Source organism: Sphingobacterium sp. BS-2 (assembly GCF_046161205.1).
Classification (GTDB): domain Bacteria; phylum Bacteroidota; class Bacteroidia; order Sphingobacteriales; family Sphingobacteriaceae; genus Sphingobacterium; species Sphingobacterium mizutaii.
The window spans coordinates 248,245-269,772 of record NZ_JBIXGO010000016.1; the positions used below are offsets into that span (position 1 = coordinate 248,245).

14 protein-coding genes are annotated in these 21,528 nt (G+C 39.5%); 10 read left to right on the top strand and 4 right to left on the bottom strand.

All coding sequences use genetic code 11. The annotated features are described in order from the left end of the window. Positions 1 to 18: 18 nt before the first annotated feature. From ACK2WI_RS08005 to ACK2WI_RS08015, 3 genes are all read right to left on the bottom strand, one after another. Complete coding sequence (locus tag ACK2WI_RS08005) at positions 19 to 3,192, bottom strand: SusC/RagA family TonB-linked outer membrane protein (RefSeq protein ID WP_409150302.1); 3,174 nt, start codon at positions 3,190 to 3,192, stop codon at positions 19 to 21. Between the two features lie 73 nt (positions 3,193 to 3,265). Continuing rightward, positions 3,266 to 4,318 (bottom strand): dipeptide epimerase, encoded by a 1,053-nt coding sequence (locus ACK2WI_RS08010; RefSeq protein WP_409150303.1) that lies wholly within the window; start codon positions 4,316 to 4,318, stop codon positions 3,266 to 3,268. Positions 4,319 to 4,320: 2 nt separating this feature from the next. After that, on the bottom strand, positions 4,321 to 5,538 hold the full coding sequence (locus ACK2WI_RS08015) for an NlpC/P60 family protein (RefSeq protein ID WP_409150304.1): 1,218 nt from the start codon (positions 5,536 to 5,538) through the stop codon (positions 4,321 to 4,323). 171 nt (positions 5,539 to 5,709) lie between these two features. Between ACK2WI_RS08015 and ACK2WI_RS08020 the strand changes: the two genes are divergently transcribed. From ACK2WI_RS08020 to ACK2WI_RS08060, 9 genes are all read left to right on the top strand, one after another. After that, the gene (locus ACK2WI_RS08020; protein ID WP_409150305.1) at positions 5,710 to 6,744 is read left to right on the top strand and encodes a N(4)-(beta-N-acetylglucosaminyl)-L-asparaginase; all 1,035 of its coding nucleotides are present in this window, start codon (positions 5,710 to 5,712) and stop codon (positions 6,742 to 6,744) included. Positions 6,745 to 7,051: 307 nt separating this feature from the next. Continuing rightward, a complete protein-coding gene (locus ACK2WI_RS08025) occupies positions 7,052 to 8,614 on the top strand; it encodes a DNA/RNA non-specific endonuclease (protein WP_409150306.1) in 1,563 nt (520 codons plus the stop codon). Between the two features lie 31 nt (positions 8,615 to 8,645). Beyond that, positions 8,646 to 10,043, top strand: a complete 1,398-nt coding sequence (locus ACK2WI_RS08030) for a fimbrillin family protein (protein WP_409150307.1) — start codon at positions 8,646 to 8,648, stop codon at positions 10,041 to 10,043. Positions 10,044 to 10,118: 75 nt separating this feature from the next. After that, positions 10,119 to 11,411 carry a carboxypeptidase-like regulatory domain-containing protein gene (locus tag ACK2WI_RS08035; protein ID WP_409150308.1) on the top strand — a complete coding sequence of 431 codons (1,293 nt, stop codon included), beginning with the start codon at positions 10,119 to 10,121 and terminating at the stop codon, positions 11,409 to 11,411. Positions 11,412 to 11,431: 20 nt separating this feature from the next. Continuing rightward, a complete protein-coding gene (locus tag ACK2WI_RS08040; protein ID WP_409150309.1) occupies positions 11,432 to 12,865 on the top strand; it encodes a hypothetical protein in 1,434 nt (477 codons plus the stop codon). Positions 12,866 to 12,877: 12 nt separating this feature from the next. After that, positions 12,878 to 14,227: a DUF5689 domain-containing protein gene (locus ACK2WI_RS08045; RefSeq protein WP_409150310.1), complete on the top strand. Its 1,350-nt coding sequence runs from the start codon at positions 12,878 to 12,880 to the stop codon at positions 14,225 to 14,227. A gap of 4 nt (positions 14,228 to 14,231) precedes the next feature. Beyond that, positions 14,232 to 15,275: an endonuclease/exonuclease/phosphatase family protein gene (locus tag ACK2WI_RS08050; protein ID WP_409150311.1), complete on the top strand. Its 1,044-nt coding sequence runs from the start codon at positions 14,232 to 14,234 to the stop codon at positions 15,273 to 15,275. Between the two features lie 142 nt (positions 15,276 to 15,417). After that, positions 15,418 to 16,443, top strand: a complete 1,026-nt coding sequence (locus ACK2WI_RS08055; RefSeq protein WP_409150312.1) for a clostripain-related cysteine peptidase — start codon at positions 15,418 to 15,420, stop codon at positions 16,441 to 16,443. Between the two features lie 234 nt (positions 16,444 to 16,677). Continuing rightward, the gene (locus tag ACK2WI_RS08060; protein ID WP_312698128.1) at positions 16,678 to 17,574 is read left to right on the top strand and encodes a fimbrillin family protein; all 897 of its coding nucleotides are present in this window, start codon (positions 16,678 to 16,680) and stop codon (positions 17,572 to 17,574) included. A gap of 211 nt (positions 17,575 to 17,785) precedes the next feature. Here the strand turns inward: ACK2WI_RS08060 and ACK2WI_RS08065 are convergent, their stop codons facing one another. Further along, positions 17,786 to 20,542 (bottom strand): DNA gyrase/topoisomerase IV subunit A, encoded by a 2,757-nt coding sequence (locus ACK2WI_RS08065; protein WP_409150313.1) that lies wholly within the window; start codon positions 20,540 to 20,542, stop codon positions 17,786 to 17,788. Between the two features lie 123 nt (positions 20,543 to 20,665). On the opposite strand from ACK2WI_RS08065, the gene ACK2WI_RS08070 reads away from it, so the two are divergent. Next, positions 20,666 to 21,469: an alpha/beta hydrolase gene (locus ACK2WI_RS08070; protein WP_313367097.1), complete on the top strand. Its 804-nt coding sequence runs from the start codon at positions 20,666 to 20,668 to the stop codon at positions 21,467 to 21,469. Positions 21,470 to 21,528: the final 59 nt, after the last annotated feature.

Here is a 21,528-nt window from a genome sequence, read left to right on the forward strand (position 1 = left end):
GATGATAATAATTGAAGGTTATAGACTAACTTCTAATCCAAAGGTATAGGTCTTTCCAAAAGGAGTTTCCCAACCTCTTGTTCCGTATTGGTTAACCTCTGGGTCGGCCCATTTAAATTTAGAAGCGGTTAATAAATTAGTACCATTGAAGAAGATTCTAGCATTACTAAATCCAATTTTGCTTACTACCGTATTAGGTAATCTATAAGAAACATTCACGTTTTTCAAGCGTAGGAATGAGGCATCGTATAGGTGACGTGTTGAACGTGTGATACCATCTTCTGGGTCATTTCCACTGACAAAAGGATAAAGTGAATTCGGGTTGTCTGGTGTCCATACATTCTGGATGGCGTAATAAGAACGAATTCTTTCCCAATAATAACCATCTTCAGCCACATCTCTAGAACCTGCATCAAATAACTTTCCGCCGATTTTATATGTGAAGTTTAAGCCCAGTGAGAAGCCTTTGTATTCAATGTCGGTATTGAAACCACCATACGCTTTAGGGATTGGCGATCCAACGATGACTTGTTTCGCATCACTTACTTTATTGGTAGCACCACGGCCATTATGCAGGAATTCCCCTTCTGTTCCATCATTAGTATACCACATTGGTTTACCATTGCTCGCATCTACACCAGCCCATTCAGCCATGTAATAGGAGTAAACATCTTCTCCTTCTTTGTAGATAAACTGTACTCGTGCATCTCCACCTGTAGGATCCCACCATGTGATATCTTTGCCGCCATAAAGTTTAGATACTTTAGATTTTAAGAATGAAGTGTTGACATTTGCTGACCAACGGAAATCATCTTTTTTGATTAGGTCTCCACCTAAGGAGATTTCGATACCTTTATTGTTGATCTCTCCAACGTTCAATAGGGTAGAGTTGAAGCCAGTAACCAAGGAGATGTTCACATCTTGCAATAAATCCTTAGAATCTCTGTTGAAGTATTCAACGGTACCATATAATCTATTGTTAAATAAACCAAATTCGGCTCCTACGTTGAAGGTATGACTCTTTTCCCATTTCAAATCTTTGTCTGCGATTGTCGTTAAGATTCCTCCGGGTTGATCCATATAGTTGTAACCATAAGATGCCAAGGATCTCCAACCGAAATTCGAGGTAGGAAGGGTTCCGTTGGTTCCATATGAAGCTTTTAGCTTTAGGAGATTGATTTGCTCAATTTCTGAGATAAAGCTTTCGTTTTTAAGGTTCCAAGCAGCTGATAAGGACCAGAAATTACCCCAACGCGTATCAGGACCTAATCTGGAGTTCCCATCTCTTCTCAAAGATCCGGAAAGGAAATATGTGTTTTTATAATTGTACTCCGCTCTAGAGAATATCGACATCATATTATTTCCCCACATGTAAGCATCTGCGTCCTTGATACCAGCTGTAGCGACCGTATGAAGAGAACTTGAAGGAAGATTAGAACCACTTGCGAATTGATAGTTCGTTTCATTCTTTTCAGCCTCAAAACCTACCAATAAATCTAAGGTATGTTCAGTTGCAAAGGTTTTGTTATAATTCAAGGTTGAAGAAGAAATCAACTTCTTGTAATTGGTGCTGTACTCAAATACTGTCCCGTTAGCTGTAGCACCATAAGTTGTATGGTAATGCAATGGACTATAATATAAATGATCCTTAACCTCGGCATTGTCATAGGAAAATATGGTTTTACCGGTCAATTCTGGAAGGAATTTTACGGTCAAGGAGGGAGCAGCCACAATACGTAGGGTCTTTGAGGTATTCTCCCATTGTTTATCATAGTATAATGGGTTGTAACCTAAAGAATTATAGCGTGTTGTGTATTCTTTGCCCGTTTTGTAATCTGTAGGCCAATAGAAAGGAAACAAGAGATTGTTAGCAAGGTACATGTAGTTGGTACCTGTGTTACGCGTATCATTGTATCCTTCTTTGTTGTTATGGTTCAAATTGAAATTGGTAGCAAATTCAACTTTATCGGATAGTTTTTGCGAGAAGTTCAATCTACCTCCGATTCTTTCAAACTCATTGGTATAAGCTCTACCTTTGTCGGTGGTGTAAGATAAGGATGAATAATATTTGGTTTTATCCGATGCTCCGCTTACCGCAAGGTCATTGGTTTGATATTTTCCTGTACGGAAAAGGGCTTCATTCCAGTCAAAATATTGACCATCTCTGTTTTCTACCCCGTCGGTTTTACCCTTGATGATAATTTTATCATACAAACCGGTTCCTTCGCTAGAGAATTCATAGCCATGGATGCCGAATCTCGTATTCATACGGTTTAAGGCATATTGATTTGCTTGTTCTTGGGTGTATCCGTTAGAGGTTCTGTAATCGTGGAAAATTTGGTAGAAGTATTGAATTTGTTCTTGAGGGTTTCCAGGTTTGTAGTTGTCAGTAGCCCAAGTTGGTGTAACAGCATAAGATGTGCGGAAATCAATTTTTGGTTTCCCTGCTTTTCCTGATTTGGTTGTAATGATCACCACACCATTTGCCGCACGAGAACCGTACAATGAAGATGCAGCTGCATCTTTCAAAATGGAAATGGATTCAATGTCATTGGGGTTAATGGTCGACATAATGTTGTTGCTACTTCCAGAAAGTGCGCCACTCATCTGTCCAACATTTCCTGAAACTACGGGTACTCCATCCACTACATATAATGGTTCGTTGGATGCATTCATGGAACCGATACCCCTAACCCGGATACTGGAAGTTGATCCAGCCTGGCCTGAAGTTGTGTTGATTTGAACACCCGGTACACGACCAGTTAATGCCTGTTCAAAAGAGGTTACAGGAATGTCCTTTGCCTCTTTTTCATAATTTACAGTTGCTGCTGAACCTGTAAAGGAGCTTTTCTTGGCAGTACCATAAGCGACAACCATGACTTCGTCAATGGCTTGGTCATCCTGATTTAAGGTAATGTTGATGGTTTTTCTGCCATTCAGCGGGATTTCTTGGCTTGTGTATCCAATATAAGATACGACCAAGGTGGCATTGTGATCTGCATTTAAAGAAAACAAGCCATTCTCGTTGGTACTGGTACTGATAGTGGTTCCCTTCACAGACACAGTTACTCCTATGAGAGGAGTGCCATCTGATCCAGAAACTTTCCCAGCCACAGCGATCTGTTGCGCATTAACGACCTGCATAGACGTGCAAGCCACTACGCACAAAGTTGTGAGCAAGTGATGTTTCATAATTTTGGTAATTTGTTATTCTTAGGTAATCTGTTTTTTTCTAGGTAATGTGTTTTTTGGTTTTTTATGCAATTTATATCTTTAAAATTCCAATTCCAGGACGATCAGGTAAGTGGCATAAACCATCCTTCACGGTCATCCCGTCGTAAATATCATTTCCAATCAATAGAGCTCCATCTAAATCTGCCCAATCCACTAAGGGAGCTAATTGTGCTGCTGCAGTGATGGCACAAGAGGTTTCAGTCATACAACCAAGCATAACTTTCATCTCCAAAGAGCGGGCTAATTCGGCCATTCTCTTAGCTTCACGCATCCCTGTACACTTCATTAATTTGATGTTGATGCCCGTGTAAACATCTTTTAGAGCTGGCACGTCGGCAAGGCGCTGGCAGCCTTCATCCGCAATCGTAGGGATTGGAGAGCGTTCAGTAAGCCAAGCATTTTCATCGATCATTTCTTTTGGCATCGGTTGTTCTAGAAAAACAACATTTCTTTCCTTTAACCAATGGGACATTTCCAAGGCTTCTTCTTTGTTTTTCCATCCTTGATTGACATCTGCGCAAAGGGGAACATCCGTTACTGAACGGATCGTATCAATGATCATCTTGTCGGTGTCAAGACCAAGTTTTACTTTCAAAATCTTGAATTGCTGAGCCTCAGCCACTTTTTTGCGGATCATTTCTTCCGTGTCAATTCCAATGGTATAGGAAGTTGGAGGAATAAGATCAGGGTTTAATCCCCAGATTTTATAAAATGGTTGGCCCATTATTTTGCCTAATACATCGTGTAATGCGATATCGACAGCAGCCTTAGCTCCCGTATTCTTTGTGTCGACCTGATCGATGTAATGTAGGATTTCTTCGGTCTGGAAAGGGGAGTTGAACCTTGAAAGATCGATCTTGTTCAAAAAATTCATGACCGACTCTTGGGATTCCCCAAGATAAGGAGGCATGCTGGCCTCGCCATAACCTATTACACCATCGTATTCGAGTTCAGTCAGTACGACTGGAGTTGTCGATCGACTAAAAGACGCTACGGTAAATACATGGCGTAGTTCTAGCGTATAAGGCTTGAAACGAAGGGTGAATTTTCCCATTTTTTTGCTTTGCCACTCGTTACTGTTCATGGTTATTTTTGGTTATAGTAAGGGTTTTCTTGGATCTTTTGTACTTGTTGGTCTTTTACGCCAATATATCTTTTAGCGGCTACCACGGTCCTTGTTTGGAAGTCATCGTAGTTTGCGGCATCTTTCAACATAGAATTGATGCGTACAGTTCCGGCAGAATGGATAAATTCTCCATTTCCGATATAGAGTGCAACGTGGGTAACACGGGCATTCGGATTACTGTTTTTGCCTGAAGCAAAAAACAATAAATCAGCCGGTTTTAAGTTTTTAAGTGCTTTTTTAGCATCGAAATGACCGTCTTTATCGAGGATGTCAATATTCTGTCCCGCCAATACCTGTTGGGATGCATCTCTAGGAATGATGTAACCATTCATGTAGTAGGCAGTTTTGGTAAAACCACTACAATCTACCCCTTTTACCGAGGTTCCGCCCCATAGATAAGGCAGTCCCATCATGGTCTTTGCGCTGCTGATAACATTGTCGGCTGTCAATTCTCTAGAGTTGAGCCATTTATCAAAAGTTAATGCTTCATCCTTAGGGATGAAAGCAATTCTGTGGTCTGGATAGGTTACTTTATAATAATTTCCTTCCTCAGCTAAAAGGCCAAGGATATTTCCATAGACTAAATCAGAAACCCGCACACTTTTGGGGTCTGCTTTAGAAAGAGATTTTCCAAATTCAGCAGTATAGATTAATTTCGGTAGCTTTCTCCATTTTTCCAAATCAGCCTGGTCCATAGCTGCAATTGATGAAGCAGGAACATAAGAGATATATCCTTCAGGGGTCCTTGCTCTATATTCGCCATTCACTTTTTGTAAGAGGTCGACTTCTGTTCCAAGAATAGCTTGTGTCGCCATTTCCGATGCATTCCCTGGTTTTGTCCTGAAGTTTGCCACAGATAAATTAACCACTCCATGTACTTTTTTGCCTACTGAAGAATCTGGAAGAGCATTGATTCGGATTGTTGCAGGGATATTAGCTGATTGAGCCTTGATGTAGTTGCTGGCTTCAGCAACACTCGATTCAATTACGTACTGATTATTGATGGCATTTGCCTCTGTAAGGGCAACGATTTTGGTTCGTTTATCAGGTGCAAATTGTTGTTTAGCGTCTTGGACGATCTGGTCAACTTTTTTATAGATTGTAGAGTCTGTTTGGGCGTAAGAAGTTGTGTTCAAACAGAAAAATGTGCAGAATAGCGCAGTGATACGTATCATCATTCTAGTCTTTAATAATTGTTATCTTGGTAAAAACGCATAAATATGCGAAAAATAGACTGTAATTAAGCGTATTTTTACGTTTTTTCCAAATAATTAACTGTAGATAACGCATAATTTACAATCGTTTAATCCTTGTTCTTTGTAAATTGTATTCCTAATATTGTAATTACTATGCATTCAAGAAGAAAATTTATAAAACAAGGTATCATTGGGGCTGCCAGTATCGGTACGGTAGCTTCTGCTATTTCCTGTCAAGCGACAGAAAAAGCTACCAAATCGGTTCGTAAACCAATCGTTATTTCCACCTGGGATTTTGGAGTTGCTGCTAATCAAGCGGCTTGGGAGATCCTGAAGAAAAAGGGTCGGGCATTAGATGCGGTCGAAGCCGGCGTAAAAATCCCCGAAGCCGATTTAAAGAATGTAACAGTGGGCAAGGGCGGTTATCCAGACCGTGACGGACATGTTACCTTGGATGCATGTATCATGGATGAGCTGGGCAATTGTGGTTCGGTAGCTGCAATGGAGGATATCGCTCACCCTATTTCCGTAGCGAGATTGGTGATGGAAAAAACGCCGCATGTGATGTTGGTTGGAGATGGTGCCAGACAATTTGCGTTAGAAAATGGTTTCCAAGCGGAAAATTTATTGACACCTAGTTCGGAGGAGGCCTGGAAGGAATGGCTCAAGGAAAAGAACTATAAACCGGTCATGAATATAGAGAACAAATCCTTTGCGACAGAAAGATTGCCGGGAAACAAATACAACCATGATACCATAGGAATGTTGGCCCTAGATGCAGATGGAAACCTTTCTGGTGCCTGCACTACTAGCGGTATGGCCTTCAAGATGCATGGTAGGGTTGGTGATAGCCCAATTATTGGTGCAGGTTTATATGTTGACAATGAAGTTGGGGGTGCGACTTCGACCGGTGTGGGGGAGGAAGTCATCCGAAATGTGGGGAGTTTCTTGGTCGTGGAATTGATGCGCCAAGGTTATTCGCCCGAGGACGCCTGTAAGGAGGCCGTGATGCGGATTGTAAAGAAAAAACCGGACATCGCTAAAGATATCCAAGTAGGCTTTTTAGCCTTAAATAAAAATGGTGAATATGGATCCTATGCATTACAAGATGGCTTTACTTTTGCTATCTGTGATGATAAGCAACAAGATTTGATCGAAAAAGGTAAGTTTCATTACCAACCGAAATAATATTCCTACAATAGGGTAAGGAAGGCAGAAACAGGGTGTTGTTTCTGCCTTTTTTATTTAATTCTTTCAGGATCAGGCTTGCCAATTCCAAATGGCAAGCCTTTGGTTTTTATCGTTTTGCTTAACACGGAGTTAAACCATTTCCTGATATATAACATATTCTTAATATCTTTTTAATTAAATTATATTAATTCAAAAGTAAATTTGTTGTGCAAATAAAAAAGACTTCTTTTAATAAAGTCTGCTTTACTAGCCAATTTAATTATATAAGGAAACATTTGCTTTCCATTAAAGAAATATTTTAAGAATGTTTAGGAGATTACTGTTTATTTTCACAGTTACACTGTTATTTTTTAGTTCATGTCGTAAAGACTTTGGTTGGGTTCCAGACCAGCAAAAAAAATCCATTTTATTTTCAAGTAAGATCTCTGGACAGGTACTGACTCGTATGTCTGGTTCACAATGGGATAATAATGATTCCATTTCTGTTTTTATGTATCATGGTGATGCATTAAATCAAAATACGGTCTTGTCTGAAGGGTTCAATAAGCAATTTATTACCAACAGCAGTGGTAATTTTTCACCGAAGACAACTGCAGATGCCATGAATTTCCCAGCGGATAAGGAGGTTAGGTTTGTTGCATTTTATCCTTATAAAAACAGCCTTGATTTCCATCGGGATCTGGATATATCCGATCAGGAAGACCAGGATCAAATTGATTATTTGCTGGGTAAGAGTGCCAGTAGTTTAGGTTATCAGCAGGGTGCGGTCCAACTGAAATTTGAAAGGGTCATGTCGAAGATCCAAGTAAGGGTCAAAGCTAAAGTAATACAGGCTGTAACGGCCAAATTAAGTCCGCTGTTGACTGCAGCCACATTCCAAATTGGTCAGGCAGAATTAAATCCCCAAAAAACTTTTAAAGATGTTTCTGGCAAGGTCATATCAACCGGTGAAGAAACGGTAATTGAATGGGTTGTTTTTCCAGGAAAATTGGAAAGCCAATCTAGAATGGTTTTCAAGAGCAATACGGGTGAGACCTATACTTGGGAAATCGGAAAATTAGGGACTGAGTATGAGCAAGGGAACAGGTATTCCTACGATATTAATTTATCGGATGGGGGGATAGTGGATCCCAAGCCTGCTGTATCTTATATGGAGTTACCTGTCATCTCCAATTCAACTGAACTGGAGTATAACTTTAAAATGACTCCAGATCGATCTAAACGAAATTACTCCATGCTGTATGACAAGAAGAATAGAATTGCCCATTGGGTCGCCTATCCTTTGAGCAAAGATTATTTAGGTAGGCAATCGAGGACCAATCGTTGGGCGTTTGACCCTAATTTTCCGGACTATACCCAGCCCCTGTTAAGGAAAGGTTTTGGGGTGTCAGGGATAGACCGTGGGCATCAAATACCGAGTGCGGATCGGACAAGAAATGCTGCAGAAAACGCAACGACTTTTTATTATACCAATATGACAGCGCAGACCAGTTCCTTAAATCAAGGTGTTTGGGCAAAATTGGAAAATCAAATCCGGTCCTGGACTACCGCTTCTGGAGTAGATACCATGTATGTAGTGACTGGTGCGGGCTTGAGTATCGCAAATGGGTCCATTGACTACGTGCAAGATAATCAAGGGAATAGGGTTGCAAAACCAAAATATTACTATAAAGCCCTAGCGGTAAAACGCGGTACAGCCTATTACACTATCGGATTTTATATGGAGAATAAAGTGACCCCAACGAAAGCCAATTTTTCGAGCTACCGTATGACGGTAAGTGAATTGGAAACGAAGACTGGATATCAATTCTTCCCAGGTATTCCTAAGGAAACAAAAAACATGATCAATGATGCGATCTGGAGATAAGACTTACTATAATTCAATTAAATAAATTACAATGAAAACAAAACAATTATTAGGTGCCGCCTTGGCATTTATCGCTCTGGTCTCTTCCTGCAAAAAGGATGACTACAGAAAGTTGGAAAAAACCAACCCTTCAGAGGTACAGTTCACTTCTAGGATTTTAGGTACACAAGCGACAAAAGCTAATGGTAACACCTGGGATTCTAATGACGAAATCGGTGTATTTATGAAGCAAGGGACTGGCTTGAGCAATATCTTGGCTGGGAACAAAAAGTACAGTACCAACGGAAACGGAAATTTTTCTGCCTCTGGAAACAATGTGATCAATTATCCTGAAGCTGGTCAAGTAGACTTTATTGCTTATTACCCTTATTCAGCAGATTTAAAAGGAACATCTTTAGGCTTCAATATTTCAGAGCAAAGTAACCCTGCGAAGATTGATGTCATGTATTCAAACAACGCAAAGAGTTTGAGCAAAGGTTCAACTACCGCAAGTTTGGAATTTGCGCATAAGTTGGCAAAAGTTGAATTGATTGTGAAGGCTGGTAAAGGAGTAGCGAATTTAACAGGTCTAAAAACAGCTTATAACAATATTCCAACCTTGTCAAACATGGATTTGGCTACGGGAACTATTGCGAATGGATCAGGAGCTGCAAATGTTCAAGCTAAGGTAACTGCTCAACAAGAAAATCAATTAGTTGAAGCAATCTTGATCCCGGGAGAATATAGCGCTAAAGAAGTTGTGTTCAGTATTGGTTCGGATAACTATAAATGGACTTTGCCAGCGAACCTGAACTACGAGTCTGGTAAGAAATACACTTACAATATTACCCTACAATTAGGTGGTTTAGTTGCTGTAACTGGAAATGCCATTATTACAGATTGGATTTCGGTAACTGGTGGTACACATACCATTGGAAAAGATGGCGGAACGGTTACTCCTCCAGTACCAACTGGAACTGAACAGACTATTTATGAGGAGAATTTTGGGGATCTGGGTGCTGGAAATAGAATTAAAATTGACCAATATACTGGGTTTAGTAATAAAACGGTAAAGTATTCAAATTTATATACAACGGGATGGGTTGATATCCGTAAAATTAGTACTCAGGATGCGCATGTTTGGTTTGCTGCGAAAAGAACTACTGGTTTAAAAATCGAAGGTGTCAATACAACAGGATATAAGAATTTGAAATTGACTTATAAATTGGCAGCAAATGGTTCAGGTGAACCTGTTGAGGGTTTGAAAGTTAGAATTAACGGGAATGAATTACAGCCAAAAGGCGTATTAGGCGGTCAAAATGAATTTTCAGTTCAAACTATAAGTTCTGGTATTCCAGCCGCAGCTATTACCATTGAATTTGATGCACAATCTGCGAATAATAAAAATGGTTATCGTGTCGATGACATCAAATTAGTAGGAACAAAATAATCATTATTAATACAAGGTTGGGGGAAATAATTTCCCTCTTCCTTGTTCTATAGATTCTTTAGAATATTAAAGAACATGCAAAATATTTTTTCCATTATCTTTTTGTTGACCTGCTTATGTACTACCGTATTTGGTCAAGGAGGTATACAACTTACAGGTAAAGTGGTTCATGGCCGAACGAAAGTTCCCTTGCTGGGGATTTCGGTTACTCTGGAACAAAACAAGATGAACAGCAGCACGAATGAGGAGGGCGAGTTTGTCTTTGTAAACTTGAAGGCTGGACCTGAAAAAATAATCATCCAGTCGGCAGGTTTTCGAAATTATGAAATGGATTTTGAATTAAAGGATTCCACTTCCATGAAATTGGAAGATATAGCATTAGTTGCCGAGAACCAGATTGATGTACAAACCGTTTTGGGGGTAATAGATGATGATGTCATATCTTCGGATGGAGACATGAGTTCACAGGATATTCAGGCATCTGTCATTCTTTCTAATGACCTTTATTTAAATAAGGTTGGCTTTAAACTCTTCCCATACAGATTTAGGGTTAGGGGTTATGATCCCAATTATGAACAGATTTATATCAACGGTATTTTGGCAAATGACCAATATCGCCGAGTTTTTAATTATGCTTCCATCGGAGCATTAAATGACCTGACCCGAAATGGGGATGTGGTCAACTACAATCAAATCGGAACATACACTTTCGGAACCATTGGAGGTTCTGAAAATATCAATATGCGAGCGAGCTCCTATGCAAAAGGAGGTAAGCTCACCATGTCTTATACCAATAGGAATTATTACGCAAGGTCCATGTTCAGTTATTCAACTGGCTTGAATGAAAAAGGATGGGCATTTACAGGAGCAGTTGGTGGACGCTTTTCGGACAAGGGATCTATCCCCGGGACTTCCTACCGAAACCTATCCTATGCTCTTTCCATGGAAAAGCAATGGCAGGATGGAGATCATTCCCTTTCCGTCCTTACTTTTGGGTCTCCGGTGATCCGGGGGCAGCAGGGATCTTCTTTTCAAGAAGTATATGATCTGGTCGGCAATAATTTATACAATCCAAACTGGGGATATCAAAATGGGAAGGTCCGCAATTCAAGGATGGTACATGCTTTTGATCCCACGATGGTCATTTCCCATCGTTGGAAAATTGATGAAAGAAGCAGTTTGACCTCTGGCGGGATTTTACACTATGGCCGATACAGTAATTCTGCATTGAACTGGTATAATGCCTGGATCCAAGGCCAGATTATTACCGGTATCTGCCGTCTAATTTTTCCAGATTTACTCCAAACCTTGATGCAAGGACCATTCAGCAGTATACTCAACTTTGGAAATCCAGGGATCCAAATGTAACCCAGCTGAACTGGGAGGAATTGTACAGGCAGAACCTGAACACCGAAAATAAAAGGAAGATGAATGGTGCTGCCTTATATACTTTGGAGAGAAGGCATTCTGATCTTTTAGAAGGAACGGTAAACGTGACTTTCAACAAGCTCTACCAAAATAATTTCAATCTTACTGCAGGTATTGAAGCCCGAAAAACGAGATCTTACCAATATAAGACCATTGACGATTTACTGGGTGCAGACCACGTCCTGGATTTGGATAAGTTTGCAGAACGAGAAAATCCTGGGAATGAAAATGTCAAACAGAATGACCTACAATTTCCAAATCGGAAGGTATATGAAGGCGATATTTTCGGGTATGACTATGATATCGATATTCAGGCAGTCAATGCATGGGTGTGCAATAGTTTTCAGTCAAGGAATTTAGAACTTTATTATGGCACAAAAATAAGCTATACCGACTTTCGCCGGGTTGGGAATATGAGAAATGGTCGATTCCCAGATCATTCTTTTGGGAAAGGACCAAAGTATGATTTTGTCGATTTCACCGTGAAAGCGGGGTTGACTTATAAATTTGATGGCAGGAACTTCCTTTCTGCAAATTCAGCCTATATCACTGAACCACCGGCACCGGATCGTTCCTTTGTAATGCCAAGGGTGACGGATAGGGTTGTACAGGGTTTGTCAAGTGGAAGGATCTTTCATAACGATATCAATTACGTTTTTTCCTTGCCTCATTTATCTGGGCGACTTTCCCTTTTCCAGACCAATTTTTACGATCAACTGGAGCGGATGAATTATTACCATGATTCCCAGCGCACCTTTGTCTTCCATAATCTGAGCGGGGTTGACCGTAAGCATAGAGGTGTGGAGGCAAGTCTTACCTATAGTCTGAATCAGAATTGGAATTTTGACTTTATAGGAACTTTAGCGGAATATTACTACAGCAATAATCCAATGGGAACAATGAATTCCGAGAATGGGCTTTTGCTGAACAGGGAAGAAAAGGTTTACATGAAGAACCTATTTGTTTCCGGGACTCCACAGGCGGCTGGAATAATTGCGGCCAGATATTTCTATGATTATTGGTTTCTGGAAATGAGTGGGAATCTGGTCGGATGGAATTATATGTCCACAACTGCTTTAAGAAGAATGGCATCGGTATATGCTACAGTGAGTCCGCAACAAGATAATTTTGAATCGTACAGGAAATTGACGAGTCAAGAACGACTACAAAGTAATTTCACCATAGATGCTTCGGTAGGGAAAATGATATATCTGAAGAAAAGACGGTCGCTGAATTTCAATCTATCCATCATGAATTTGCTCAACCAAAAGAACATAGGGACAGGCGGTTTTGAGCAAGGCCGGTTAGACTTGGTTTATCCAGAGCGATTCAGTTCTCGATATTTCTATATGCAGGGTTTTAATGTCTTCTTCAATACGAGTTACAGGTTTTAATAAAAATATAAAATGAAAAAAATTAGGCTAATCTATTTATTCCTTTTCAGCATGCTGTTCTTTGCATGCGAACGCGAGTATACTCCACCACCTTTATCAGAACCTGTTTATAAAGGAAAACTGGAGAACATTAGTATAAAGGAGCTCAAAGATCGATTTAAGGATTTAAAAGATCCAAAATTTATGGAAGAGGAACTGATTATCAAAGGAGTGGTCACAGGGAACGATGAATCCGGAAATATCTATAAGCAAATATATGTTCAAGATGGAAGTGCTGGGATTAATATTGGGGTAGAACAGAATTCTGTCTATGCAACCTATCAGGTGGGGCAGGAAGTATTTGTGAACTTAAAGGATTTGTACATCATAAAATATGGAGGCGAATTACAGATAGGCCTTGGTACAACAAATGCCAATAGGATTTCATGGCAAGGTTTTCAAGAAAAAGTAAAGATGAATCGATGGCCCAACCCTGCCAATGTAAAACCCAAGCTCGTCACATTGGATAAATTGACCGATGATTTAGTTCATCAGCTCGTAGAGGTCAATGATGTCAGGTTTGTAAATGGAGGAAAGAAATCATTTTCAGGGAAGAATGAGACCAGTAATGAAGAAATAAGGGACAAGAATGGGAAAGTATTGGTGGTTCGGACGAGCAATTATTCTAATTTTTCCCAAGATCTATTGCCCAAAGGAACTGGGAACCTAGTTGGAATTTTAGGTAGGTTTAATGGGACCTGGCAGTTGGTACTCCGGACGAAAGAGGATGTTTTGCATTTTAATGGACTTGAACCAGAAGAAGTAAAACCTACTGTCGGTAGTTTTTTCAAAGAGACATTTGGAGAAGGAATCTATACAGCCGGGAACCGTCCGAAAATCAATGATTTTAAAGGCTTCGACATGAAGCCACCCGTACAATATAAGGAAGATGCTGGGACCGCTGATATTAGAAGTATCTCTGGTGGAAATGGAGCCCATATTTGGTTGCCAGCCAATCGGGACGCTACTGTGGTTATCTCCGGAATCAATTCCCAAGGAAAAGGAGAGGTGACCCTTAAATATCAGTTGACGGCTAACTTATTCGATGCTTCAGCGGTGGCTGATCTGAACCAAATCCAGGTCAAGATTAATGGGCGATTGATGCCGATCACAAGTAAAGCAATTTCAAATGCTGCGGGTGACAATAATAAATGGTTTACTATTAGTATTCCAAAAATCCAACAGTCCAATAACCTGACAATCGAGTTTGTTTCTAGCTCTGCCAACAATAAAATTGGCTTTAGATTAGATAATATTGAATTGCTTGCTGCAGATGCTGGAAAGGGAGGAAAAGAAGAAGTCATTGTACTTAAATCGAAATAAGGTTATGATGAGAAATCTTCTTAAAAAGTATTTTCTTTTATTTCTTTTAACAACCATCTGTTATTGCAGCCTTGGTCAGCAAAAGCAATATTCGGTTTATCCAATTGCCTTTTATAACGTTGAAAACCTCTTTGATACGGAACGCGATAGCAGCATTCAAGATGAGGAATTTACTCCAGGTGGAGGTATGAATTGGACACCCGATAAATATTGGAAGAAACTAGAAAAAATAGCCTCTGTATTGAGCAGTATAGGTCGGAAATACGGTAAATCGGGGCCTGCAATTATCGGTCTTTCCGAGATAGAAAATAGAAGGGTATTAAATGACCTGATCATGCAAAATGAGATTGCAGGAAACCAATATGGGATCGTACATTACGAATCCCCTGACCGTCGGGGTATAGATGTTGCAATGCTCTATAATCCAAAACTCTTTCGGTTGATTGACGCGCAAGTATTGCCTTATAAATTGGCAAGTAAACCTAGTTACGTGACGCGGGATGTGCTCATGGTAAAGGGTGTGATGGCTAATGAAATGGTCCATATATTTGTCAACCATTGGCCTTCAAGGTTTGGTTTTAAATCCTCTGAACTTCGAGAACATGCTGCAGGTATAGTCAAAAATGCAGTGGATTCCATTTATCTGAAAAATCCCCAAGCGAAGATCATTATCATGGGAGACCTTAATGATGACCCTGTAGATGTCAGTGTCAAGGATGTGCTGGGAGCAAAAAGAAGAAGTGAAAACCTGAAGACAGGGGATTTATATAACACGATGTACAAGCATTATGTACAAGGTATCGGTTCCCTGGGCTATCTCGCAAAATGGAGCCTGTTTGATCAAATAATTATTTCTGAAGCTCTTTTAGGGGATGATAGGAGCAGTTTGAAGTTTTGGAAATCTGAAATATATAATCCCGATTATTTAATTACCAAAGATGGCAGGTATAAGGGATATCCCTTAAGGACTTTTTCTGGGAATCTTTTTCAGAATGGTTATTCCGACCATTTTCCGGTATTGATTTATCTGTTGAAGGAATTAAATTGATTCAAGTATGAAAGATATTAGAAAAAATTGTCAAGGCAAATTCGTTATAGTTTTATTTCTTATCATCAGCTATTTTCTGAATGCGTGTAGCAGACCGAATTTAGTTGATAATAAAGAGGTCTCCAAGACTGTTATGGTTTATATGTCAGCAAATAATAATTTGGCTTCAGAAGCCTATGATAATATCAATCAGATGGAGTCGGGTTATTCTGATATTGATGGCAAGTTACTCGTCTATGCGAAGGTATTTGGGCAGAATCCCAAGATCTATGAAATAATCCATGATGATTCCCCAAAGATTGTCAGCCATGTCTTGAAAGATTATCCAGACCATAATGCGTCTGACCCAACAATCATGAAAATGGTTTTCGAAGATATGGAGCGACTTGGGAAAGCAAAGAACTATGCTGCAATCCTATGGTCACATGCCACTAATTGGTATCCTGGCAGTAAAAAGAAGGCAAAGGTTAAATCGTTTGGAGATGATGACGGTCAGACCATGGATGTATTGGACCTGAAAAAGGCACTCCCAAAAAACTTAGATTATTTGGTTTTTGATGCCTGCTCTATGGGTTCCGTTGAAGTCCTATATGAATTAAAGGATATTGTGCCTTATGTATTGGCTTCTCCAACGGAGGTCATCAGTGTAGGGCTTCCTTATGACAAGATCTTAACACATTTTTTCGACAAGAATATTAAAAGAGGGCTGATGGGTGCCGCTCAAGTGTACTTTGATTTTTATAATAAACAAAATGGACTTTTGCGTTCAGCAAGTTATTCTTTAATCGACATGAAGGAGATGTTGGATTTGGCAAGGGTAATGGGTGAGATTATTCATAAACAGACAAAAATGGAGGTATCGAGGGATCGCGTGCAAAGATTGGATCTTGATGTCTCGGTGACTAATTCCGTTCCAGCTTTTGACTTATTGGATTTTTGTGAAAAGAATTACCCAAAACAGGATGTAGATTTGATTAAAAGACAAGTCGAAAAAACGGTACTTTTTAAGGTGGCTACACCGAGCTTTTTAGGAAGTCCTATTCACTCTTTTTCTGGTCTATCATGTTATGTTCCCTCAGATTCAGAGACTGAATTTGGTAAATACTACCAAAGATTAGGTTGGAATTCAGCTTCATCCTATTTTAAACTATTTCATTGGATATCATAAATATCACATAATTACTAATTGTTTTTTTAAAGGAGTTCATAGGGCACTATGGCTCCTTTTTTTATGGATTAAGAATGTTTTATTGTAATAATTCCTTAATATCTTATTAATTAAATAATTAGTTTTTAAAAGTAAATTTGTTTCATAAAATATTTTAAAAAACATAATACAGAGTAAGCTTAAGGCAAAAAGATTCATTACCAAGATATACTATAATACAATTAATAAATTTCAATGAAAACAAAACAATTATTAAGTGCAATGCTGGTTTTTACCGCAGTTATGACTTCTTGTAAAAAAGATGATTTTGAAAAAAACAAAAGTGTAAAAGATTCTGGAGTAGAATTTACTTCAAGGATTATGGGTGACCTTGCTACAAAAGCTTCTGGAAATCGTTGGGATGCTAATGATGAAATTGGTGTTTTTATGAAACAAGGTGTTGGTTTGAGTAAAGTCCTAGGAGCCAATAAAAAATTCACTACAAAAGGTGATGGTAATTTCTCTTCAACTGGCGATGATATTTTAAATTATCCTGCAAAAGGACAAGTTGATTTTATTGCTTATTATCCTTTTTCTGCTGCAGTTAGCAAAAATTCGGTGGAGATCAATGTTGCTGATCAAAAGAATCAAGCAAAGATTGATGTTATGTACTCAGACAATGCTAGGGGATTAAACAAGAAATCTGGAACAGCGAAATTAGAGTTTTCACATATGTTGTCCAAAGTTGAAATTTTGGTTAAGGCTGGGACGGGAATTGCAAATTTAACTGGTTTAAAGGCGGGCCTAACTTCAATTCCTACAAAATCATTATTGGATTTGGCAACCGGTAAAATAAACCAAGGTAGTACCGAAGTAAATGTAGATGCCAAAGTTTCAGTTCAAAAAGCGGATCAATTGGTTGAAGCTATTTTGATTCCTGGAAATTATGAAGGTAAGAAGATTGTTTTCTCCATAGCTAATGATAATTATACATGGACTATACCTGCAAATACCAAACTGGAATCTGGAAAAAGATATGCTTATTCAGTGACCTTATTGGGTTCTAAAGCAGTAAAATTAGAAGGAAACGCGACTATCACAAATTGGATTGCGGTACCTTCAGGACAGGTCGATGTAATTCAAGCAGACTGATTCTGATACTAGGCTTTGATCAACGAGAAAAGTATTGATAATGTAAATGATAAAAAATCAAGATAGAAACAAAAAAATGGTTTTTTGTCTTGTTGCAAGTTTGGTGATACGAAATTAGGTAAGCGAAAGTTACAGGTTTGATTAAACCAAGGTTGCAGGAACTAAATTGTTAATAAATTAAAAATGGGGATCTAGTCCCCATTTTTTTATTTTAATTATCTTCTTCCTCTTGTTCATTTCCGCCGAACAACCCTAGTTGTCCATTATTGTCGATTTGAATATCATCTGGATTGGTGATTTCAAAAGGGATGTCTTCAGGTGATGCAGATTTTGTTTCCTTAGGCTTTTCTGGCTCCGAAACCGGTTTATCTGTCTTGATCTCTTTCTCTTCCACAATTGGAGAAGCAGTTTCGATGATTTCTTTTTCCTCTGGTTCTGCAGAAATCGAGAGATCCTTTTCTTCAGATAAGAGTTTTATCTTTTGTACCGTATGGAAAGACAGCCTATTACCCTGAGCTTTCATCCCTTTGACATCCACGATTTCATTTAATTCTTGCTCTAAATGTTCATGGGTCTGGGATTTACCTTTTAAGATGTCCAATGAAACCACTGGATTGTCATTATTGGTCAATAGAAGCAATTTGCTTTCCTCCGGAATGAAGCGAACTCGTTTGCCTACTGGGTTGTCATCGAAGTTGAATCTCTTGACGTAGTAAGTTCCAGATTTGCTGTCTTGGTGAATTGCTGTATAAATTTGTTCAGGGATGAATTTTTCCAAACGGATCATCTTCTCGTCGAAGTGATTGTTCAAGTCAAAGTTGGTCAATTCATAAGTACCATCATTAACCACCATGAGGATTTTATCATCACCATCGAATTCACCTAAGAACTTACCTCGATTGTCAGCATTCAAGCGTTTTAAAATATCGTCATACCAGATTTTTCTCCCTGCAAGGGTTGAAACCCCAGCACTTTTGAAGGTTACTTTTTTAACGGGGTATTTGCTGACGATATTTCCTTGGGAAGCACGGCCTTTGATTGCGATTTCCGCAAAATCCATATCAAAGTTCAGCTTGCGCAATTTTGAATGTGGCTTAAGCTGGATATTTACGATTTCAGCCTCTCCATTTGGATTGGCTGTAAAGTAAAGGATTTTAGTGCCTTTACTGGCTTTGCCGATATCGTAATCCTTGTCCCTCGTCACTGCCGTAACGGAGAAACGTTTGATGTAACTGGTTCCCGAAGCTCCATCTTTATAGATGGCATTGTATACGGTCCGGTCATCTCCTTTTTTGAAGACCGCAACATGGATGATGTCTTTTCCTACGAATACCTTGTCCTGAACTTTGACAACTGAATATTTACCATCTGCACGGAAAACAATGATGTCATCGATGTCGGAACAGTCTGAAACCAATTCATCCTTACGCATATTGGTTCCAATAAAACCTTCCTCGCGGTTAACATAAAGTTTTGCGTTGGCTAAGGCAACTTGAGTTGCTTCAACCTTATCAAATACACGGAGTTCAGTTTTTCTTTCTCTTCCCTTACTGTATTTTCCACGGATATATTCAAACCACTTAATGGTGTATTCCGTAAGATTTCTTAAGTTCTTTTTAACCTCTTTGATTTCATCCTCAAGCGCTTTCATTTGCTCATCAGCCTTTTTGACGTCAAAGCGAGTGATGCTGCTCATCGGTTTGTCGATCAATCTCTTGAAATCCTCTGGGGTGATGGCACGATAGAACTGATCAAAGAATGGTTCAAATAACTGATTCAAGACTTCTACCACGGTATCGAAATCGCCAGCATTCTCATAGTCAGCATGCTTGTACATGCCTTCTTGGATAAATATCTTCAGCAAGGAGCTAAAGAAAATCTTTTCCTGAAGTTCATGCAGCCTGATCTCAAGCTCTTGTTTCAATAAGTTCTTGGTCTGCTTGGTGTTTTCGATCAAGATGTCATTGACACTCATGAAATGAGGCTTGTTGTTCTTGATGACACAGGTATTTGGCGAAATGGAAGATTCACAGCCCGTGAAAGCATAGAGGGCATCTATCGTGACATCAGGTGAAATCCCTGGTGCAAGATGGACGATGATTTCAACGAACTCTGCGGTGTTGTCTTCAATTTTCTTGATCTTGATTTTCCCTTTTTCATTGGCCGACACGATACTGTCGATCAATGAGCCAGTGGTTGTTCCGAATGGGATTTCGGTTATCGCTAATGTTTTTTTGTCGCGTTCCTCGATCTTTGCGCGGATACGGATTTTTCCTCCACGCTGCCCTTCGTTATATCCCGTTACATCAGCCATCCCTCCAGTCGGGAAGTCCGGATAGATTGCGGGTCTTTCGCCTTTTAATACCTGGATGGAACCATCGATCAGCTCAATAAAGTTGTGCGGCATGATCTTGGTTGCCAAACCTACGGCAATACCTTCGGCACCTTGAGCCAAAAGCAAAGGGAATTTTACAGGAAGGGTGATAGGTTCTTTATTCCGGCCATCATAACTCAATTGCCAGTCGGTGGTATCCGGGTTGAAGACCACTTCATTGGCAAATTTGGACAGTCGACCTTCGATATAACGAGGGGCAGCTGCCGAGTCTCCCGTAATGGGATCTCCCCAGTTACCCTGGCAATCGATCAAAAGATCTTTTTGCCCTATTTGAACCATGGCATCACCAATGGAAGCATCACCGTGAGGGTGGTATTTCATGGTATTACCGATGACATTCGCCGCTTTATTGTACCGTCCATCGTCCATTTCCTTTAGGGAATGGAGGATTCGACGCTGGACAGGCTTGAAACCATCATTGATATGAGGTACAGCGCGGTCCAATATGACATAAGAAGCGTAATCCAGAAACCAATTTTCATATAGTCCCGATAAGGGGATGGTATTGCTTTGTTGGTCTTGATTTGGGTTTGAGTCGTTATTCTCTTCTATATCGTTGATTTCGTCACTCATGAAATTTTCGTAAGATTTTGATGGGTTTGCAGGATTGATTTCCGCAAACCTCGTAAAAATACAAAATTCATTTTATTTGTCTTATTTTTAGGATTATTCTACAATCTATCAAAACCCTAACAGATGAAAAGATTTTTGACCCTCATGTTTTTTTGCTTCTCCTTGAATTTTCTTTTTGCCCAAAGTGCAAATTATGGGCTGAAAGAGAATATTGCTTATGTGTCCTCTGACTCGGATGCCTATAGTAAGGAGCGTTGTCAAGTGGATGTATATTACCCCAAGGACAAGAAAGATTTTGCTACCATCGTATGGTTTCATGGTGGTGGGTTGACGGAAGGTAAGAAGGAAATTCCTGCTTATTTGAAAGAGAAAGGGGTTGCTGTAGTAGGGGTGGGTTATCGACTTTCACCAAAGGTCAAGGTTGAAGATATTATCAAAGATGCTGCAAAAGCAGTTCATTGGACATTTGATCATATTGCTGAATTTGGTGGCAGTAATAAAAAGATTGTTCTTTCAGGGCATTCCGCTGGAGGATATTTGAACCTGATGCTTGCCTTGAATGCCCGCTATTTAGCTGATGAGGGTATCAATGCAGACGATCTATTTGCTGTTGTTCCCTTCAGTGCTCAATGCATCAGCCATTTTACGGCTCGTGCCGAAAAAGGAATCAATATCAATCAGCCTGTAGTGGATGAGTTTGCTCCCTTGTATTGGGTTCGAAAAAACAAGGTTCCCATTACCCTGATTACGGGTGATCGTGAGCTTGAAATGGTAGGTCGATATGAAGAGAATGCCTACCTGGCCAGAATGTTTAAGATCGTAGGCCATCCTCAGGTTAAATTGTTGGAATTGGATGGATACGATCATGGAATGGCCTATCCAGCTTTCCCTCTTTTATTGAAAGAAATCGAACGCTTGAATAAATAAATAAAAGTTTATTTTACTAATATTTTTAGTAATTTTGAATTGTTTCATATTCGAAATTA